Below are 17,341 nucleotides of genomic sequence, written 5' to 3'. Positions count from 1 at the left end.
CATGAATTACATCTGGGATCTCATTATTCGGGCCAAGCGTAATGGAACCGATTTGCGCGACGTAACCTTTGTGCCAGCACGTGTATATTCGCCTTATATGGAACTCAGCCAAACGAACCTGAATGCTTCAGGCGTGGAAGGCACGATTGAAGTCAATCCGTATTATCGCTTTTTTGATATTTTCCGGGACCTGTTCGATATCAATAATGAAGAGCAGGTGGAGTTGCGGGAAGCGCTCTTTGATCTGGTCATTCATTTTCTGGCGGATATGGATTTGATGCAGGGGATGAACAAGAGGGAGTATTATATTCGCTTCATTCTGAAGGATATGCATTCGGGTGTATACGGGGATCGGGTTCGGCGGCGACTGGAGCTGTTCGGACAGGAGGAACAGGAAGTGATCGCCTGCAATATGCTCCGTTTGTATGATACGGGTGAGGCAGTTCATCTGCTGAGGGATACCCTTGTTCGAATGTTCCCGCGTTCAACCCTATATGCCAATTGTGAGGAAAAGGATGAATTGCTTTTGTATATTGGTCAGGTAGAGCGTACGGAAGCGAAGGAGAAGCTGGAACTGATTCTTGAACTCTTTCTGCCGGTTCGGTTCGACACGGAAATATACTGGGGGCATCATTTTGGCATTCTGGATGTGGACTATACGATGATACAGGACGGGATTGCCCTATATTAAGCAGCACCAGCAGTTGTAAGGAGGAAGTATAGATGAACGGCTATTCATACCGATTGTATCCTGATGCCACGAGCAGGGAACGTTCCAGAGGAACCATGCGTTATACGCGTGAAGAATTGATGGACATGACCACGTTCCAATTACGGAACATTTGCTACAAGGAACGGTTAATCGAGGGATTGGGCCCTCGGACGGAGCGGGAAGAACTGATTCGGATTATTTTAAAATTTCTGGGAGCGGACGATATATTGTGGATCGATCAGTCTGTTGAAGGCGGATTCGAGCGGATACAAAAGGCTATTTCTCGTCATATGACGGCGCCCATGAGCAGTGATGGAGGCATTAGTGTGCCTGCACGATTGATTCTGTACGAAGGATTGAACGTGGACAAGCTGGATCGATATGTGGTTACGGCACCGGGTGGACTAACCGAATCCAACGTACTTTTAGTCAATGAGAGCATGGAGCTGTGTGGCATCTTCAACCTGGTTAAGGACGACTCCGTATCGGGAACCTTTTATTTGACGGCAGGAAGTGGGTCGACCTGGAAGAAATCGGGCAACAGACAGTACAGTCTCCTCTTTTTCCGTAAACGCGACTCGGAGTACCTATATCAGACCTATTATTCCAGCAGACCGCTTCCACCCGTTCATATTCAGTATACCCAAATCCCACTGGCAGATCTGGACATCCGGGAGCTTGAACCGACAGAAGCGGTGCTTGCGATTGATTTTGGCACCTCCAATACGACGGCAGGCGCCTATTTGCATAACGGTTATATTCAGGCGCCGAGCAGCCAGGATTTGCTGAATGGACGAGTCCGTATGGATGCCATCAACTACGTTTCTTTTCCCGATCCTACATACAAAGATACGGATTGGATCGAGGTCTTGCCTACGGCCATTGGGGTGGCGGAGTGTTCGGATCCAGCGAACATTCGTTACGAGTTCGGCTATGAAGCGCTGCGAAGTATGCGTCGGGGAGGATACAGTAGCCGGGCGAGTGTCTTCCGCAGCATGAAGCGATGGGTGAACAATTACAACAAAATGGAAGAAATCGTCGATGTTCATGGCAATGCGGCCATCGTTTCTCGTATGGATCTGCTGCGTGCGTACATGAATTACATCATCCGAACGGCAGAGCATCAGTTCAAGTGCAAGTTTCGCCATGTGCACTTTACGAGTCCCGTGAAGATGAAAATACAGTTTTTGCAGATGTTCGGAGAGATGCTCCCGGATTATCGGATTGAGCAGACGTATGCGCTGGATGAGGGAATGGCTGTGCTCTATAACACCCTTGCTGACGGGATGGAACGTGGTGCTTTTATGGAAGGGCAGACGTATCATGCGCTCGTGATTGATTGTGGCGGTGGAACGACGGATTTATCTTCCTGTGCCTTTACGATCGAGGATGGACATATGGCGTACAAGCTCGATATCCATACGACCTACGAAAATGGGGATACGAACTTCGGAGGTCACAACATTACCTATCGTATTATGCAATTCATGAAGATTGTATTCGCCGACTACTATAGCGGACGCCGTCAGGTGACGGATATTGATAGCCTGATTGAGGCACCTGGTGCGGATGTGTTCCGTCAGGTGGACGAAGAGGGTGTGAAGTCCGTTTATCAGAAGCTGGAGCAACGCTATGAGGAGGCAGAACACATCATCCCGACTGCGTTTGCGCGCAGAGAGAACCGTTCACGGGATGAGTATTTGCGGGTAAGAGGAAACTTCTACTTCCTGTGGGAAATCGCAGAAGAGATGAAGCAACAATTTTTCCGCAAAACCGGCATCTTGCGTAACCGATTCCACTCGGAGATGGAGGGCGACGGGGACAGTGATCTGCAGATCACCACCATGGAGCGTTGGTTCCTCTCGGTAGAACGGAATGGGGAGTTGAAGGATGAATATGAGTTCCCCGATGTGGTGTTCAATATCAAGGAAATTACCCAGCTGATTAAGGCCGATATCTATGAGGTGGTTCGCAAGTTTTTGGATGATTTCTATCGGCAGGGACGGATGAACCAGTACTCGATTATCAAGTTGACAGGTCAGTCCTGTCGCATTGATGTATTTCGGGAAGCATTGAAAGAGTTCGTTCCAGGCAGAAGCATTGAGTTTCGGCAAAAACCTGCGGAAGGGCGTGTGCCTGATCTTAAACTTGCCTGCCTTCGAGGGGCGATTCGTTATCTGAGTGCGCGCAAAACGGGAAGCGTTCAAGCCGACATCACGCATGATGCCGCTGTAATTCCGTATACCGTAAGTGCCTACACACATAATGGACGTGAAAAAATGCTGATCAGCAGTCTGGATCGGAGTGATGGCATTCCAGGTAGCATTTCCCGTCCATTCGAGACGGCAGAAGTGGAGTTGTATCTTAGCGGAAGCGATGGCCAGCTGAGACAAAAATTCGTATATGCGAACCGCCCGGATTTCTATAAAGAGGTGCTTTATGAAGACATCCGGGATCGATATGGAGATAAAATTCCGCAGGATGATACGGATTCCATCGTGAATGGGGAGACGAAGTTTTTTGTCTTTCCGGATGATCGTCATTGGGGCTTCCATGTGTTGCCTGTAGCTCGCAGAAATGAACGGCTGTATCTGGGATCGCAGAAGCTGCTTCCGTTTGAAACAGACTTGTCGGAACTGGACTTCTTTGACGGAATGAAGTGAGGACCACGGGCAGAAAGGGGGAACACCGCTCATGTTCACATATTCGTATCCGCATTTTAACAAGGGAAGAATTCTGAAAACATCCATGTTGGAGGGACTACGTGATTTCCCCAGAGACTTCATCGAACTGTACTATCGCGGTTATGCAGATGGCATTCTTGCAGGTGCAGAGGTAGAAGTTTTCCCGGACAGATTGTTCGTCGCCCCTGGGATGGTGTTGCATAAAGGAAGGATTTATATGCTGACAGAGCCTATGGAACTGGCATACCAAGCTACGGGACGGGTCAATGTGCTGAAGCTTCGGTTTACCGCGGAGGAGACCGTGAGTGACATGACGATAAGCCATTCCGAACTGCTCTTGGATGAAGAGACAACGTGCACATCGAGAGAGTTGGAGCTGGCTCGATTCAAGCTGAAGGAAGGGGCGCGGCTGCGGCGTGACTACCAGACCTTTGCCGACTTGGCAACGGAGTTCAACACCCTGCATGTCATTCATGTCCCTTATGCAGCCGAGGGGGCAAGCACCTTATCTCCTGTTGTCATGAAGGATTATGCCGAGAGGTTGCTTCGAACGGGGACCTCTGATCCCCAGGATCTGGTCTTCGCCATGATGTGTCTCAATGAAGGAACGGTTGCGCGTAGCGTCATTTTGCATCACATTGCTAGTCGATTAGGGCTGGAGTACAGAGAATATGATAATGCGCAGATTCATCGATATCTGGATCGCATACTGGCGAATGCAGGTCGGGGAACGGGACGTTCGGGTATGCCGGTGGGCGGACCACATCGTATGATTGTGGATTGATTCAGCACAAGGAAAGGAAGTTGTTCTTGATATGGAATATCTCGATCGCAAAGTAATTCCCATATTATATAACCATCGTGAAAATGAAGAGAATGGTCAGAACAGTGAAATTGAAGAGGCGGTTAAATTGGCACATAAATCTCAGGCTATTGATTCAGCAGAGCTGCCGGCGAGGCTCCGTATTGGAAAGGAAAGCGTATTTCTAAAACGAACTGAGCTGTACGATAGTAGGGTAGCCATATCCCTTCCACGTTCATTGCGTTTAATTTCAGAGAAGGAAGCGAGCATGAAGTATCCTTCGTCTCATCGGCCGGAATGGATATATACCAATGATTCAGGGACAGTCAATTTTACGTTTAACAGGCTGGAGCATCGAATTTCGGAAGAGGAGCTGACTTCCTTTACCGAAACGATGGCCAATGTCATTCGAGGGACGCAGCCTATCAGACAATGGGAGAAACATGGCGTTCGAATTACTGAAACGGGACAGTTCACGGGCTACTGTCAGTTTTCCATTCAGGGGTTGAATAATCAGATTTATAACCATATCGGTTTTTCGATTTTAGACCAGTCAGTTCTTGTTTACGGATTTAATTGCACGGATGAAGAAAAGCGCGATTGGCTGGAGCCTGGGGAGACGATTCTTAATTCACTTGCGATCCATTGAAGTTGAGAGGGGATGAGAAACATGAGTCTGACTTATGAAAATCTGATTATTGAACCATATGAACTGTTGCATTTGCAAGAACTGACGATCCGGAAAAAAATGAATGAGCACACTCGGCTCGTGTTTAAGGGCATGGTGTCTGAGGAATGGAAGGATCGCTATGTCGATGTTACGGATAAGGATACCCCAATTGAAGTGTGGCAAAAAGATGAGGATGGTAATAAGAAGCCTCTGTTCAAAGGCATTCCACTATCTGTTGAAGTGCAGGTTGTCAGAGGTGTATATACGCTCCACGTGGAGGCCATCTCACATACATACCGGATGGACATTACAAAACGAACGCGTACATTTCAAAATGTCAAAATGAAGTTACCCGATTTGTTAAAGGAACTGGATCAGGATTATCCGGGGCTGGACGTGATTGATGAGGGAACAGGGGGGGCCAAGATCGGGAAGGTTGCCGTGCAATATCAAGAAACGGATTGGGCATTTCTCAGGAGACTTGCTTCTCGCTTTCACACGAGCTTAATGCCGGCCGCTCAGTTTGACAGCCCCAAATTTTATTTTGGCGTCTTTGAGCACGGAAACTCAATCGATCTGGACAATACACGTTATACAATCCGCAAAAACATGGCACCATTCATGTACTTTACCGAAAACGATACGATAAAGGTCAACGAATCAGATTTCATTATATATGAAATCGAGACAGATCAGGTGATGGAGCTTGGACATCATATTACCTTCCGAGGCAGAAGCCTATATGTGACTGAGGCATATACCGAGCTTGTGGGAGGAATAGTGAAGCACCAATATGTACTTAGCCTTCATAGAGGACTAAGACAAAAGACATATTACAATTCGATAATTGCCGGAAGCTCATTACTTGGTCGCATCCTTTCAGTGCATGGTGGTCATGTAAGAGTTCAGCTGGACTGTGATGAAAAACAGGAGGAAGAGGAAGCGTTGTGGCTGTTGTATCAGTCGCCATACATCGCAGAGGGCCAGACAGGTTGGTATGTCATGCCTGAAGTGGGTGATCCGGTGGCCGTATATTTTCCAACGCAAAACGAAGAAGAGGCCTATGCGACAGGAGCACCCCGTCTGGATAATAAGGTAACTGGAACGAACCAATTAAACAAACCGGATCATAAAATTTTCCGTACGCCTTATGGCAAAGAAATCAGACTGACCCCAGATTCCATCTCCATTAGCAGCAAAGAGGGCGAGGTGTTCATACGTCTCAGCGGGGACGAGGGCATTCAGATTATCGGAAGCCAGCAGATTCGGATGTCTGCTGGGGGCAATATCTCGCTCAAAGCCGGGAAGAAAATAACGTTATCTGCCGATTCGCAATTGTTGCTGGAAGGCGGGGGAGGGACATTCAAATTGGATGGACAAGCAAAAATGAGTGGATCAGAAGTGAAAGCCAACTAGTATAGGGTGACGTATGGGCAGGAGGGATAATTTCCAATGGATCGCAAGGAATCTATATTACATTTTTATACCCATCAGGTAAAACCTGCGCGGGCCAAACTTATGGATGATTTGCAGCATACGCTGCATACAAGGTATACGGAATTGACAGCTGAGCTCCAAAGTCATTTCAGGTTTATGGTTCAGGAAGTCAGCGACGCCCAAAAGCGTGGGGCGAAAGGGCCGATCGCTTACATTCAATATTCTATGTTGCGAACAGAACTTCTTGGAGGGGCGATGAATGTCCTGGTCGAAGCATACGATGCTTCATGGTTGCTGGATCGAACACCCATCCGTTCATTCTATTCTTCCCACTGGGCCTATGAGTGTCTTGAGCGGATGCTCAATGGATTAAGAGAAGAACTTCCTCACTATCAAGGAACCGTTACAGTGGTAGAACTGGAACGAATCATGTTACAGGAAGCGGCGTTGGTGAATCGGTATCTTGTACATTTTATACGCCGTAGCTGTAGCGCGCTGGAGGACTTCGAATGGAACTCCCTTATGGATCTGGAACAGATATTCGAAGTACGTGTAGGAGAATACTTGGATGCTAGTGAGTGCGTATTTCGTTTTGATCAAAGGACTAGGAGCATTGAGGAGATTGGTGAAGCATTGGAAGAAAGTGATGGTCTGGAGGTCATGTACGCGCATTTTCAGGGACTAGATATGAGCAAAATGGAGTGCAACGATCTGGATTTTCGTTACAGCCGTTTTGATCGTATCGATATGCATTCTACCGATTTTCAACGCTGTATCTTGATAGGGACACGTTGGCGCGATTGTAGTCTGGAGAACACCGATTTCACCGGAAGCATTCTATATGGGGCAGATTTCAGCGGGTGTTCTCTGGAAAGAGCTGTTTTCAGGGAGATAATAGGGGAGGTGGGACATCCGGAAGGACTCGCTCAGGGTCCAGAATACGATGCACTTAACTTCGAGAATTCAAACCTTTCAGGTGCTGACTTCCGGGGGGCACACCTTCGTGGAGCCATATTCCGTGGAGCCAATCTAACAGATACGTTATGGGAGGGTGCTGATGTGGAGGGTGCGATTTTTGACGATGCCCAGAGGAGGCGAGGGTTATCCGATACTTTCGTCTAATGGCCGATCCCAGATGGATACACCGCGTAGAGACTGAGCCTGTCGGTGAACTGCAACGCAGGACCTGGAATCAGGCTTTTCATGATTCGGGCAGTGAGCATACAGCCATTAACCTTTATGTGCGAAGCGGATTCCATGTCGATTATACGGATTATTTGGAACAGCCGGTTCCCTTGGTTTCAGATCAATTGCTTGAAACACTTATTTTGTATTGTCCTCAGCTCAAGCGAAGGGCTACCGTATTAACGGACAAGGAGCGAATGACCCAAGAGACGTATTGGGCCATTCATCCTCCTGCACTGGCAAACGTATTATCTCCTCATACCCGTCGGCGCATGGATGGAAGTCTGGAGCGGATCGTACTGAAGCGAGATTTCCCGGATGTACCCCTGTTCCAATTGATGGAGCTGCACGAAACCGTGATCATTGTCAATCTGGCGTTGTCGGAGAGCATTCTGCGGCGAGATGTGGCAGGAGTACAATTCATTCCGTTGGACTTGGAACAAACGAATTAGAAGGGAGAGGTTATGATGGTGCGAAGTCAAGATCATGATGCCCAGATTCATACGGCTGGAGAAGCCTCTAAAAGCTATGTCGTTGCAGGAGCAATACTTAAATGCAATTGCGGGACGCAGCGTACACGATTGAAGATACCATTCAGTCATGGCGTATATATCAAGGGGAAGGCGAAGATGACTGTCGAGGATTATGTTCCAGGTATTCATATTGGATCATTCGGTAACTGTTCCAATCCAGCTAATCCAGCAGTAGCGGCAAGCACGATGGTTGACATCTATGGGGTTAAGAAAGCGCCTTGCGTTCCCGTGCTGACCATGCCTTGGCTTCATGGAAAGGGAGATACCAAGGTGGAAGGGAAAGCTGCACTGCTCAGTCACTGTACGCACAAGTGTCTGTATGGCGGAGATATCGTCATAGAGAATGACGGACAGCAATTGGACTTTTGACGATGAGTGAAATTACGGAGAAAAAACTCGACCAGATCGGCTATGAGCAAATACGTCTATATTGGCCTTATCGTGCACAGTGGTTAGAAGGCGTGCAAATTACCCGCCAAGTGAACGAGCATGCGAAACTCTACGTCAGCGGTATAATTCCGGAAGAGGATGGGCCGGGCGTTCTTCAAGTTCAGGCTGAAGGGGAATCTATCGTACTCAGACAAGTCGATGAAAATGGTAGATCAGTGAGGAGACTCTTCCATGGCGTAATGACATCGCTCTCGGTTCATTTGTCGGGAGGGGTCTATCGATTCGAACTTGAAGCCTTGTCCAACTCCTATCAAATGGATATGCGAATTGAGGAACGAGCCTTTCAAAACAGAGGGTGGACGTTCAAAGAACTCATTCAATTCATTATGAATTCTTACCGCTATTCGGATGTCATGGATCAGGTTACCGAAAATACCTCATTGAGCGGACTTGTATTACAATATAAAGAGACCGATTGGATGTTCCTACGCAGGCTTGCCTCGCGATTCGGTACAGTGCTGGTCCCCGAAATCACAGCGGCATCACCAAAACTGTATATCGGTTTGCCCGCAGGTAAGTTGTGGAAATGGCCAGAAGACCAACCTTATCAGGTTCGTAAGGAGCTGGCTGGAATCGACTGGCACGGCTCCGGAACGGAAGATCGATATATCATTCAGGGCCCCAAGGGATCGCAAGGCGTATTGCAATATACGGTGGAAAGTGTCGAGACCTATGCGTTGGGAGACAAGGTCGAACTTCCAGATGGCAGAGAGCTGACCGTGGTGTATGCCCATTCGCGACTGGAATCCGGGTTACTCATGACGACATACCGCATGGTACTCGAAGACCACATTCGTGTACCTAGATGCAACCTATCGGACCTGATTGGGTTATCGCTGTACGGCGAGGTGGTCCGCGTGATTCATGATCACATTCAGATCAAATTACCCATGGATGAGGGCCCGATGACGCAAGGCTCCGCTTGCCCCTATCCGGTCGCGCCAGTTTATGCTGCGGAAGGGCATAGCGGGTTATACATGATGCCGGAGATCGGGGATCAGGTGGAATTATATTTTCCAAGTAGTCTGGAATCCGGAGCGTACATTCGTCATTCTATCTCTGAGGGGAAACGTTCCACTAACGGAGGGACAGAGCATAAAGTCTGGGGGCATCCTGCCGGAAGCTCTATCGGGATGTCGCCTGAGGAGGTTACACTGCAATCTGGATCCGGGTTGACGATTACCTTAAATGATCAGGGGATCGTATTGAATAGTCCAGGCAATCTGTCCATTCAAGGCAGCAATATCCTGCTTGCGGCCGGACAGATCGAAGCCACAGCACCAGAAGCGATTTGGCTGCTTGGCGGGGGTGGTAGCTTCATTTTGGACGGGGAGGCCAACGTACGAGCAGGTCTATTGCAACAGGAGGGCAGCAACAAAGCGCCTGTTCATGTGGCGGATCTGCCTCCGGAGCCGGAGCCACCGCTGATGCCGATTGAGGAGTACGAAGCAGCTCAGGCCGCAGCAGCCGCAGAGGCTGCTGCAGTGACGCAGGCATCAACGACGAACCCGAAAGATGGATCGTTGGCTGGAGCTGCATTGGCCATCACTGCTATGATTCCGATCCTGGGAGCTCTAGGGGGGATTGCTGCTCAGACAGCCATCGGCGTAGGTATTGCTGCCGTTGCCACGGGTCTGATCGCGAGCGTGCCGAAGATAGGCTCCTTCAAGCCTTCGGCTCTGAATTTGCTAGACCGATTTACGAACAGATTTACCGAGCTCCAACAGCAGGAGAACGAAGCGAAATGGACGATGCTTGGTAAAATGCTGACGGCCGCCAAAGAGCTGACTACATCGACTTCGGTGACCGATTTCTTTAAGAAGTTGGAACAACAGAACAAGGAGATTAGCCTTGCTTATGAGCAGATTCCGAGTTACTTCCGTGAGAAATGGGCGCGTGAAAAATTCCAACGTGACCTGCAGAAGTCGCTGGAATTTTTCAAGAGTGTGGAGAAAGACGATGTTCAACATCAAACCTTCTTTTCGCCCTACTACCAAGAAATTTCATGGGCATTAGACAGTGCTGGCATATATCATAATATTACCGTCGAGGAATTAAGAGATTATGATTTTTGGTTGCGTCAGGACCTGACATTGGAACAGATGAAATATCTGACACAGTTGATTTACAATCCGATTAGCCATGAGAAATTCGTAGAGATGATCTACGATTATGAAATGCATCGCGATTTAATAGAGAACGGAACGATGATTGGTGGTAATCTAAGGGTAAGGACGCCAGACATTGAAGGAAAGGTCATGCAAGTTGTTGGTAAAGGATTAAAAACAGCAACGACATTTGTAAAGAAGAAATGGACAGATAGCCAGAAAATGAGGATCGTTTCTGGGGGAGGAAGCGATTGGAGCGGGGATAAGTCGAAAAAAACGGGACAAGCAGGTTCTGGTGGTAAAACAGAAGCTGAAGTTGGACCTGAAACTAAACCTAACCAAGCGGATAGTGACCAGAAGCCACCAAAACAGAAACCAAAAGATACCGAAACTAAGACGAATCCAGAAAAAGATGCTACTCCAAATGACGTGAACTCATGGAAGAAATCTCTGCCAAATAAGGTTGAGGATAATTCTGAAGCGGATACTAAACCACCTAAATCAACCGAACCGGAGAATCCGAAAACAAACAAACCGAAGGATGATTCGGAAGGCACTGAGGGAGCGGGAGATGTTGGGACACCGCCTCGTTATGGAGATAGACAAATTACTGATAAAGAATATAAAATATTGAGAGATGAAACGCCAACACCAGAGTTAAGAGACAAGGTTAATGAGGGACACAACAAAAATGTGGAGACAAAGGACGAAGCAATACCCGGAAAAACTTTTATAGGTTCTTTAGAAGCAGACCATATCGTACCAATGAATAATATAACTAAAATGGACGGTTTCGGGAAATTAACAAAATCACAACAGCTTGAAGTTCTTAATAATCCAGATAACTTTATTGGATTAAGCAAGTCAGCCAATACTTCAAAACAGTCAAAAACCTTTGAAGAATGGACTCATTATAAAAAAGGAAAGAAAGGTGAAATTGAAATCGATTCTGAATTCAGACAAAGAATGATGATTATTGAAAGAGAAATAGAAAGGAAGCTACAAAAGCAAATAGATGATTTGAATAATTTGAATAACAAGTAGGGAGTTGAAAATTTCAATGGATGATAAATTGAAGTATTTAAGAAAATATAACCAAGAGATAAGATTGCTTACTCATAAAGACATCAGTAGTATTGCAACTAACCAACTTCCAGATGATTGGTATGATATTTTTAAAGAACAAGATAGCACAGTCAGAATAAAAAGAATTCTAGGAATTTGGAAAGAATATCTACGGATAGAATTACGCAACACAATATCTTATTTAAGCGAATTTCTTGTAGATGTTGAATTAATGCAATCAGGGGAGGATTTTTCGGTTCTATATACAATCAAAAATTCTAAGGGAAACATATTATATTACGAGGGACGTAATCCACAGGATCAATTTAACAATAAGGAATTACGTGAAGTTTGGGAGAAAATGCCCAACTTAATTCAAAAATTCTATGAAGAAGTTCACAATGGTTTTTATTACTATGCTAGTGAATCTATGGGGCTAGTCCCTATCAAGTCTGTAACGTTTCTAGGAGACGAGGATTTAGAATGGGGGATAATTGATGAATTAGAAGAACCCATCGGAATTAATTTAGAATCATCTTTTGGTTTTTTCACAAATGGTATGGGAACGTATATTGTAATAGACTATCAAAATTGTAATAATAATAATGCGACTTTTTGGTCAGCAAAAAGACAACCGAATTATAATATAAATTTTTGGAGCTATGTAGATGAATGGATTGTAATTGGTTTTGAATAGTTGTTTAATATATATGAGCAGTTACAAAAACTTATTTTTGAAGTTACTATTCTGATTTATAAATTGCCGCAATGGGAGTTAACTGCTCAAGTCTGTAAAATAGATTGTGTACACTCTTTAACAGATTCAAGCTTGGAGCAGCTACCAAGTGCGGAATGACTCCATCATACAACCAATAACACATATAACCCATGTAATACCCGTATAAAAGATTTCGCTATTTTGTTTGTACGCAAAGAAATGCTAAAGTTTTGTAACCTAAATAACGCTATTCCATTACACGAAGCAGGTTGATTATGGTCAGATAATACCATGATTGATCTGTTTTTTGTTCTCTTCGCTTTCTCAAAATTTTTTTGGATCAATCGCAACTGTAAAATACGCCACTACGATAGAAAAGATGATAAGGTAGTTTTAAATATTCAACAAGCAAAAATGGTCATACCCCTGTCAAGTAGACAGATGAAAAAAAGCCAAACTCAAACAACGCGCATCGATATTCAATTGGTGCGCGTTGTCTGAGTTTGGCTTGAAAACGTCGATAGTTGTAACTGTACATGTACTCTTCCACCGCTTGTCGAATCTCGCTTCTGAATTACACTGGTTCTTGTACAGCTTCTTTGTTTTGAGATGTGAAAAGAAAGATTCGATGCATGCATTATCTAGGCAGGTTGCTTTGCGAGAGTGGCTGTCTTTGACGCCGAATGCTTCTAATCGTGAGTTGTACGCCTGAGACGTATACTGGAAGCCTTAATCCGAATGGAGCACGGCTTCCGAAACGTCTCTTTTTTTGTGTCCATTGTTCCACCGTATCCAATACGAGCTGTACATCGTTCCGTTTAGATAACTGCCAAGCTACAATTTCGTTGTTGAACAAGTCTTGAATCACAGACCGGGTAGATAACGGATGGCGTATAGCTGGACTTCTTCCGCTTCCTGCGAATGACAGATTGTATGGATAGTTCCCGCATGATTCGCCACACTTTCTTGTGATTGACGTTCAGACCAGCCTCCCAGAGCGCCGTTGTCATACGCGGGTAACCAAACTCTCTGTTGTTCATATGAATGGTCATCATACATTCTTTGATCTCACGATCGCGGTCTTGTCTTGCGTCTCGCTGCGGCTGTGTTGCTCGCCATTTGTAGTAACTGGATCGAGGGATTCCTGCTATCGTTAATAGGCGTGTAATGCCATGTGAGCAGCGTAGTTCATCTAGGATAGCGCCAGTTCTCTCGCTGGCTCAACGCTTCTCCTTTACTAGATTTGGATACCGCTTTTTTAAATAATCCACCTGCGCTTGAAGGTAATCTCTTTCTTCCTCTGCGCAGCCAAAGCTTGTACGGGGGCGTCCCTTCAGTGGGTTCGGGACACTATTTTTTCGCATCATCGAACGCTTCCCCGTTTTTCCACTTTTTCACCACACCTTTAGTTGTGAACAGTTTCGAATTCCCTCGCGCTCAGTAACCACCTTGTAGCTCGAAGAACCTTCGACAACCGATTGAACTGCATTCAATTCGAATTCTTCGGTATTGGTCTGAAATGTTTGTCTTTTTTTTTATAAAATTCCCCCTCCAAGTGTCACTTGAACCCTCATGATAACATGAAGTTTTTTTTTAGTGTCTACTTAAAGGGATAATACCAGTAATTCCGTATACCGTAAGTGCCTACACGCATAATGGACGTGAAAAAATGCTGATCAGCAGTCTGGATCGGAGTGATGGCATTCCGGGTAGCATTTCCCGTCCATTCGAGACGGCAGAAGTGGAGTTATACCTTAGCGGAAGTGATGGCCAGTTGAGACAGAAGTTCGTATATGCCAACCGTCCGGATTTCTATAAAGAGGTGCTTTATGAAGACATTCGGGATCGATACGGAGATAAAATTCCGCAGGATGATACGGATTCCATCGTGAATGGAGAGACGAAGTTTTTTGTCTTTCCGGATGATCGTCATTGGGGCTTCCATGTGTTGCCTGTAGCTCGTAGAAATGAACGGCTGTATCTGGGATCGCAGAAGCTGCTTCCTTTTGAAACAGACTTGTCGGAACTGGACTTCTTTGACGGAATGAAGTGAGGATCACGAGCAGAAAGGGGGAACAACGCTCATGTTCACGTATTCGTATCCGCATTTTAACAAGGGAAGAATTCTGAAAATATCCATGTTGGAGGGACTACGCGATTTCCCCAGAGACTTCATCGAACTGTACTATCGCGGTTATGCAGATGGCATTCTTGCAGGTGCAGAGGTAGAAGTGTTCCCGGACAAGCTGGTTGTTGCTCCTGGGATGGTGCTGCATAAAGGAAGGCTTTATATGCTGACAGAGCCTATGGAACAGGCATACCAAGCTACGGGCCGGGTCAATGTGTTGAAGCTTCGGTTTACCGCGGAGGAGACCGTGAGTGACATGACGATAAGCCATTCGGAACTGCTCCTGGATGAAGAGACAACGTGCACATCGAGAGAGTTGGAGCTGGCTCGATTCAAGCTGAAGGAAGGGGCCCGGCTACGGCGGGACTACCAGACATTTGCCGACTTGGCAACGGAGTTCAACACGCTGCATGTCATTCATGTTCCTTATGCAGCCGAGGGGGCGAGCACCTTATCCCCTGTTGTCATAAAGGATTATGCCGAGAGGTTGCTTCGAACGGGGACCTCTGATCCCCAGGATCTGGTCTTCGCCATGATGTGTCTCAATGAAGGAACGGTTGCACGTAGCGTCATTTTGCATCACATAGCCAGTCGATTGGGACTGGAGTACAGAGAATACGATAATGCGCAGACTCATCGATATCTGGATCGCATACTGGCGAATGCAGGTCGGGGAACGGGACGTTCGGGTATGCCGGTGGGTGGACCACATCGTATGATTGTGGATTAAAAATTTTCAAGTGAATGGGAGGATGGAATTCGTTTATGGAACATATGGATCGCAAAATCATCCCGATGTTATATGGCAAAACATTGAACGGTGAACCTCATCAGGGAACAGAGACCAGAGATGTTGAAGCCTCTCCTGAATCAAGAGAAGTTAAACCATTCGAGCCAATAACCATGATACACCTTGAACAGGAAACGATACATCTGAGAAGAACGGAGCTATACGAGGGCAAGGTTACGGTGTCTCTTCCCCGCACATTTCGTTTGGTGACAGAAAGAGAAGCTCAGTTAAAATATCCGTCGTCCCATCGTCCTGAATGGATCTATACCAATGATTCGGGAACGATCAACTTTACGTTCAAGACATTGGATCATCGTCTTGCTCCGGAAGAGCTGAATTCCTTTACGGAATCGATGGCTGATGTGATTCGTGCAACTCAACCTGTACGAGAATGGAAAAAACACGGCGTTCGAGTGACGGGTGCCGGTCTTTCCACGGGTTACTGCCAATTCGCTGTTCAGGGGTTGAATGATCAAATTTATAACCATATGGTGTTCACCATTTTAGATCAGAAAGTCCTTGTTTATGGCTTTAACTGTACGGACGATGAGAAGAAAAATTGGATGGAACCCGGTGGTACACTTCTGGATACACTCATTGTCGAAATGAATTAGAGAGGAGCTGAGTCCATGAGCCTGACGTATGAAAACCTGATTATTGAACCTTATGAACTAGTACATCTGCAAGAATTGACAATCCGCAAAAAGATGAATGAGCATACCCGTCTTGTTTTCAAAGGCATGGTATCCGAGGAATGGAAAGATCGTTATGTAGATGTTACGGATAAGAATACCCCGATTGAAGTGTGGCAAAAGGACGAGGAGGGGAACAAAAGTCCGCTATTCAAAGGCATTCCTTTATCTGTAGAAGTGCAGGTTGTGAGGGGCGTATATACGCTCCAAGTTGAAGCAATCTCACATACGTACCTGATGGATGTCAAAAAGCGAACACGTACGTTTCAAAACATCCAGATGACGCTCCCTGAATTGTTAAAGGAGCTGGATCAGGATTATCCGGGACTAGACGTGATCGATGAGGGGACCGGGGGAGCCAAGATTGGCAAGGTTGCCGTGCAATATCAGGAAACAGACTGGGCATTTCTCAGAAGGCTGGCTTCTAGATTTCATACGAGTCTGATGCCTGCGGCTCAATTCGACAGCCCCAAATTTTATTTCGGCGTATATGAGCATGGTAACTCGATCGAGCTGGATAATACACGTTATACCGTCCACAAAAATATGACTCCGTTCATGTACTTCACAGAGAACGAGACTGTAAATGTGAATGAAAGTGACTTCATTGTATACGAAGTGGAGACAGATCAAGTTATGGAACTGGGACACCATATCTCATTCCGTGGCAGAAGTCTGTATCTTACGGAAGCCTATACGGAACTAGCCGGAGGTATTCTAAAGCATAAATATGTGCTGAGTCTTCACAAAGGATTGCGGCAAAAGACGTACTACAATCCGCTGATTGCTGGAAGCTCATTAATGGGGCGTGTTATCGGTGTACATGGTGGACAGGTTCAGGTGCATCTTGATTGTGATGATAAACAAGGGACGGAAGATGCACTGTGGCTGTTGTATCAATCTCCGTATATTGCAGAGGGAGAGACCGGCTGGTATGTCATGCCCGAAATTGGTGACCCGATAGCTGTATATTTCCCAACGATGTATGAAGAAGATGCTTACGCCACAGGTGCTCCACGACTGGATAACAAGTCGACATCCACCAACAAGCTGAACAATCCAGATCATAAAATTTTTCGCACTCCTCATGGGAAAGAGATACGTCTTACTCCAGACGCTGTAATCATTAGCGGCAAAGAAGGAGAGGTCTATATTCGACTTAGTGGAAATGAAGGTATTCATATTGCAGGTAGTCAGCAAGTAAGTATGTCAGCAGGAGGGAGCATTTCGCTAAAAGCAGGAAAGAAAATTACATTATCTGCTGGATCAGAACTTCTTCTTGAAGGAGGAGTAGGGAAAATAAGGCTGGATGGTCAGGCTCAAATGAGCGGGACAGAAGTGAAATCTAATTAACGTTGGAAGGAGGA

The 17,341-nt window shown here is 46.1% G+C and carries 16 protein-coding genes; 15 read left to right on the top strand and 1 reads right to left on the bottom strand.

What is annotated here, in order from left to right; all coding sequences use genetic code 11:
- Nucleotide 1 precedes the first annotated feature (1 nt).
- From AC4E8D_RS22655 to AC4E8D_RS22605, 11 genes are all read left to right on the top strand, one after another.
- A complete protein-coding gene (locus AC4E8D_RS22655) occupies nucleotides 2–691 on the top strand; it encodes an iron-dependent peroxidase (RefSeq protein WP_336762124.1) in 690 nt (229 codons plus the stop codon).
- 32 nt (nucleotides 692–723) lie between these two features.
- Nucleotides 724–3,375, top strand: coding sequence for a molecular chaperone (locus AC4E8D_RS22650; protein ID WP_490205231.1), 2,652 nt, complete (start codon nucleotides 724–726; stop codon nucleotides 3,373–3,375).
- Between the two features lie 31 nt (nucleotides 3,376–3,406).
- On the top strand, nucleotides 3,407–4,180 hold the full coding sequence (locus AC4E8D_RS22645) for a DNA and RNA helicase (protein ID WP_221824342.1): 774 nt from the start codon (nucleotides 3,407–3,409) through the stop codon (nucleotides 4,178–4,180).
- A gap of 31 nt (nucleotides 4,181–4,211) precedes the next feature.
- Nucleotides 4,212–4,847, top strand: a complete 636-nt coding sequence (locus tag AC4E8D_RS22640) for a hypothetical protein (protein ID WP_339305172.1) — start codon at nucleotides 4,212–4,214, stop codon at nucleotides 4,845–4,847.
- A 21-nt stretch (nucleotides 4,848–4,868) separates the two neighbouring features.
- A complete protein-coding gene (locus AC4E8D_RS22635) occupies nucleotides 4,869–6,284 on the top strand; it encodes a phage baseplate assembly protein V (protein WP_339305170.1) in 1,416 nt (471 codons plus the stop codon).
- 36 nt (nucleotides 6,285–6,320) lie between these two features.
- Nucleotides 6,321–7,427 (top strand): pentapeptide repeat-containing protein, encoded by a 1,107-nt coding sequence (locus AC4E8D_RS22630; protein WP_339305168.1) that lies wholly within the window; start codon nucleotides 6,321–6,323, stop codon nucleotides 7,425–7,427.
- Nucleotides 7,427–7,942: a hypothetical protein gene (locus AC4E8D_RS22625; protein ID WP_339305166.1), complete on the top strand. Its 516-nt coding sequence runs from the start codon at nucleotides 7,427–7,429 to the stop codon at nucleotides 7,940–7,942. The genes AC4E8D_RS22630 and AC4E8D_RS22625 overlap by 1 nt, the downstream gene beginning before the upstream one ends.
- Before the next feature lie 15 nt (nucleotides 7,943–7,957).
- Complete coding sequence (locus AC4E8D_RS22620; RefSeq protein WP_307543034.1) at nucleotides 7,958–8,392, top strand: DUF4280 domain-containing protein; 435 nt, start codon at nucleotides 7,958–7,960, stop codon at nucleotides 8,390–8,392.
- A 2-nt stretch (nucleotides 8,393–8,394) separates the two neighbouring features.
- On the top strand, nucleotides 8,395–11,625 hold the full coding sequence (locus tag AC4E8D_RS22615) for a hypothetical protein (protein ID WP_339305164.1): 3,231 nt from the start codon (nucleotides 8,395–8,397) through the stop codon (nucleotides 11,623–11,625).
- 16 nt (nucleotides 11,626–11,641) lie between these two features.
- Nucleotides 11,642–12,343 (top strand): SMI1/KNR4 family protein, encoded by a 702-nt coding sequence (locus AC4E8D_RS22610; protein WP_339305162.1) that lies wholly within the window; start codon nucleotides 11,642–11,644, stop codon nucleotides 12,341–12,343.
- Nucleotides 12,344–12,655: 312 nt separating this feature from the next.
- A complete protein-coding gene (locus tag AC4E8D_RS22605; protein WP_490205230.1) occupies nucleotides 12,656–12,865 on the top strand; it encodes a hypothetical protein in 210 nt (69 codons plus the stop codon).
- Between the two features lie 317 nt (nucleotides 12,866–13,182).
- Here AC4E8D_RS22605 and AC4E8D_RS22600 read toward each other — a convergent pair whose 3' ends face one another.
- Nucleotides 13,183–13,431, bottom strand: coding sequence for an IS3 family transposase (locus AC4E8D_RS22600; RefSeq protein ID WP_339308752.1), 249 nt, complete (start codon nucleotides 13,429–13,431; stop codon nucleotides 13,183–13,185).
- A gap of 602 nt (nucleotides 13,432–14,033) precedes the next feature.
- Here AC4E8D_RS22600 and AC4E8D_RS22595 point away from each other — a divergent pair.
- The 4 genes from AC4E8D_RS22595 to AC4E8D_RS22580 are packed head-to-tail and all read left to right on the top strand — an operon-like array spanning nucleotide 14,034 to nucleotide 17,327.
- Entirely contained in the window at nucleotides 14,034–14,417 is a 384-nt protein-coding gene (locus tag AC4E8D_RS22595; protein WP_340399001.1) for a hypothetical protein, read from the top strand.
- Nucleotides 14,418–14,448: 31 nt separating this feature from the next.
- On the top strand, nucleotides 14,449–15,222 hold the full coding sequence (locus AC4E8D_RS22590) for a DNA and RNA helicase (protein WP_490205229.1): 774 nt from the start codon (nucleotides 14,449–14,451) through the stop codon (nucleotides 15,220–15,222).
- 35 nt (nucleotides 15,223–15,257) lie between these two features.
- Nucleotides 15,258–15,896, top strand: coding sequence for a hypothetical protein (locus AC4E8D_RS22585; protein ID WP_490205228.1), 639 nt, complete (start codon nucleotides 15,258–15,260; stop codon nucleotides 15,894–15,896).
- Between the two features lie 15 nt (nucleotides 15,897–15,911).
- Nucleotides 15,912–17,327: a hypothetical protein gene (locus AC4E8D_RS22580; protein ID WP_221824340.1), complete on the top strand. Its 1,416-nt coding sequence runs from the start codon at nucleotides 15,912–15,914 to the stop codon at nucleotides 17,325–17,327.
- Nucleotides 17,328–17,341 lie beyond the last annotated feature (14 nt).

Source organism: Paenibacillus sp. SRL342, from assembly GCF_984798905.1.
Note: the sequence above shows the minus strand (reverse complement) of the source record. Positions and strands in the feature narration are given on the sequence as shown.

What these genes read in the sequence shown, in the direction of transcription:
- AC4E8D_RS22655 (WP_336762124.1), top strand. Translation starts at nt 2, where the DNA reads ATGAATTACATCTGGGATCTCATTATTCGGGCCAAGCGTAATGGAACC.
- AC4E8D_RS22650 (WP_490205231.1), top strand. Translation starts at nt 724, where the DNA reads ATGAACGGCTATTCATACCGATTGTATCCTGATGCCACGAGCAGGGAA.
- AC4E8D_RS22645 (WP_221824342.1), top strand. Translation starts at nt 3,407, where the DNA reads ATGTTCACATATTCGTATCCGCATTTTAACAAGGGAAGAATTCTGAAA.
- AC4E8D_RS22640 (WP_339305172.1), top strand. Translation starts at nt 4,212, where the DNA reads ATGGAATATCTCGATCGCAAAGTAATTCCCATATTATATAACCATCGT.
- AC4E8D_RS22635 (WP_339305170.1), top strand. Translation starts at nt 4,869, where the DNA reads ATGAGTCTGACTTATGAAAATCTGATTATTGAACCATATGAACTGTTG.
- AC4E8D_RS22630 (WP_339305168.1), top strand. Translation starts at nt 6,321, where the DNA reads ATGGATCGCAAGGAATCTATATTACATTTTTATACCCATCAGGTAAAA.
- AC4E8D_RS22625 (WP_339305166.1), top strand. Translation starts at nt 7,427, where the DNA reads ATGGCCGATCCCAGATGGATACACCGCGTAGAGACTGAGCCTGTCGGT.
- AC4E8D_RS22620 (WP_307543034.1), top strand. Translation starts at nt 7,958, where the DNA reads ATGGTGCGAAGTCAAGATCATGATGCCCAGATTCATACGGCTGGAGAA.
- AC4E8D_RS22615 (WP_339305164.1), top strand. Translation starts at nt 8,395, where the DNA reads ATGAGTGAAATTACGGAGAAAAAACTCGACCAGATCGGCTATGAGCAA.
- AC4E8D_RS22610 (WP_339305162.1), top strand. Translation starts at nt 11,642, where the DNA reads ATGGATGATAAATTGAAGTATTTAAGAAAATATAACCAAGAGATAAGA.
- AC4E8D_RS22605 (WP_490205230.1), top strand. Translation starts at nt 12,656, where the DNA reads ATGATTGATCTGTTTTTTGTTCTCTTCGCTTTCTCAAAATTTTTTTGG.
- AC4E8D_RS22595 (WP_340399001.1), top strand. Translation starts at nt 14,034, where the DNA reads ATGCTGATCAGCAGTCTGGATCGGAGTGATGGCATTCCGGGTAGCATT.
- AC4E8D_RS22590 (WP_490205229.1), top strand. Translation starts at nt 14,449, where the DNA reads ATGTTCACGTATTCGTATCCGCATTTTAACAAGGGAAGAATTCTGAAA.
- AC4E8D_RS22585 (WP_490205228.1), top strand. Translation starts at nt 15,258, where the DNA reads ATGGAACATATGGATCGCAAAATCATCCCGATGTTATATGGCAAAACA.
- AC4E8D_RS22580 (WP_221824340.1), top strand. Translation starts at nt 15,912, where the DNA reads ATGAGCCTGACGTATGAAAACCTGATTATTGAACCTTATGAACTAGTA.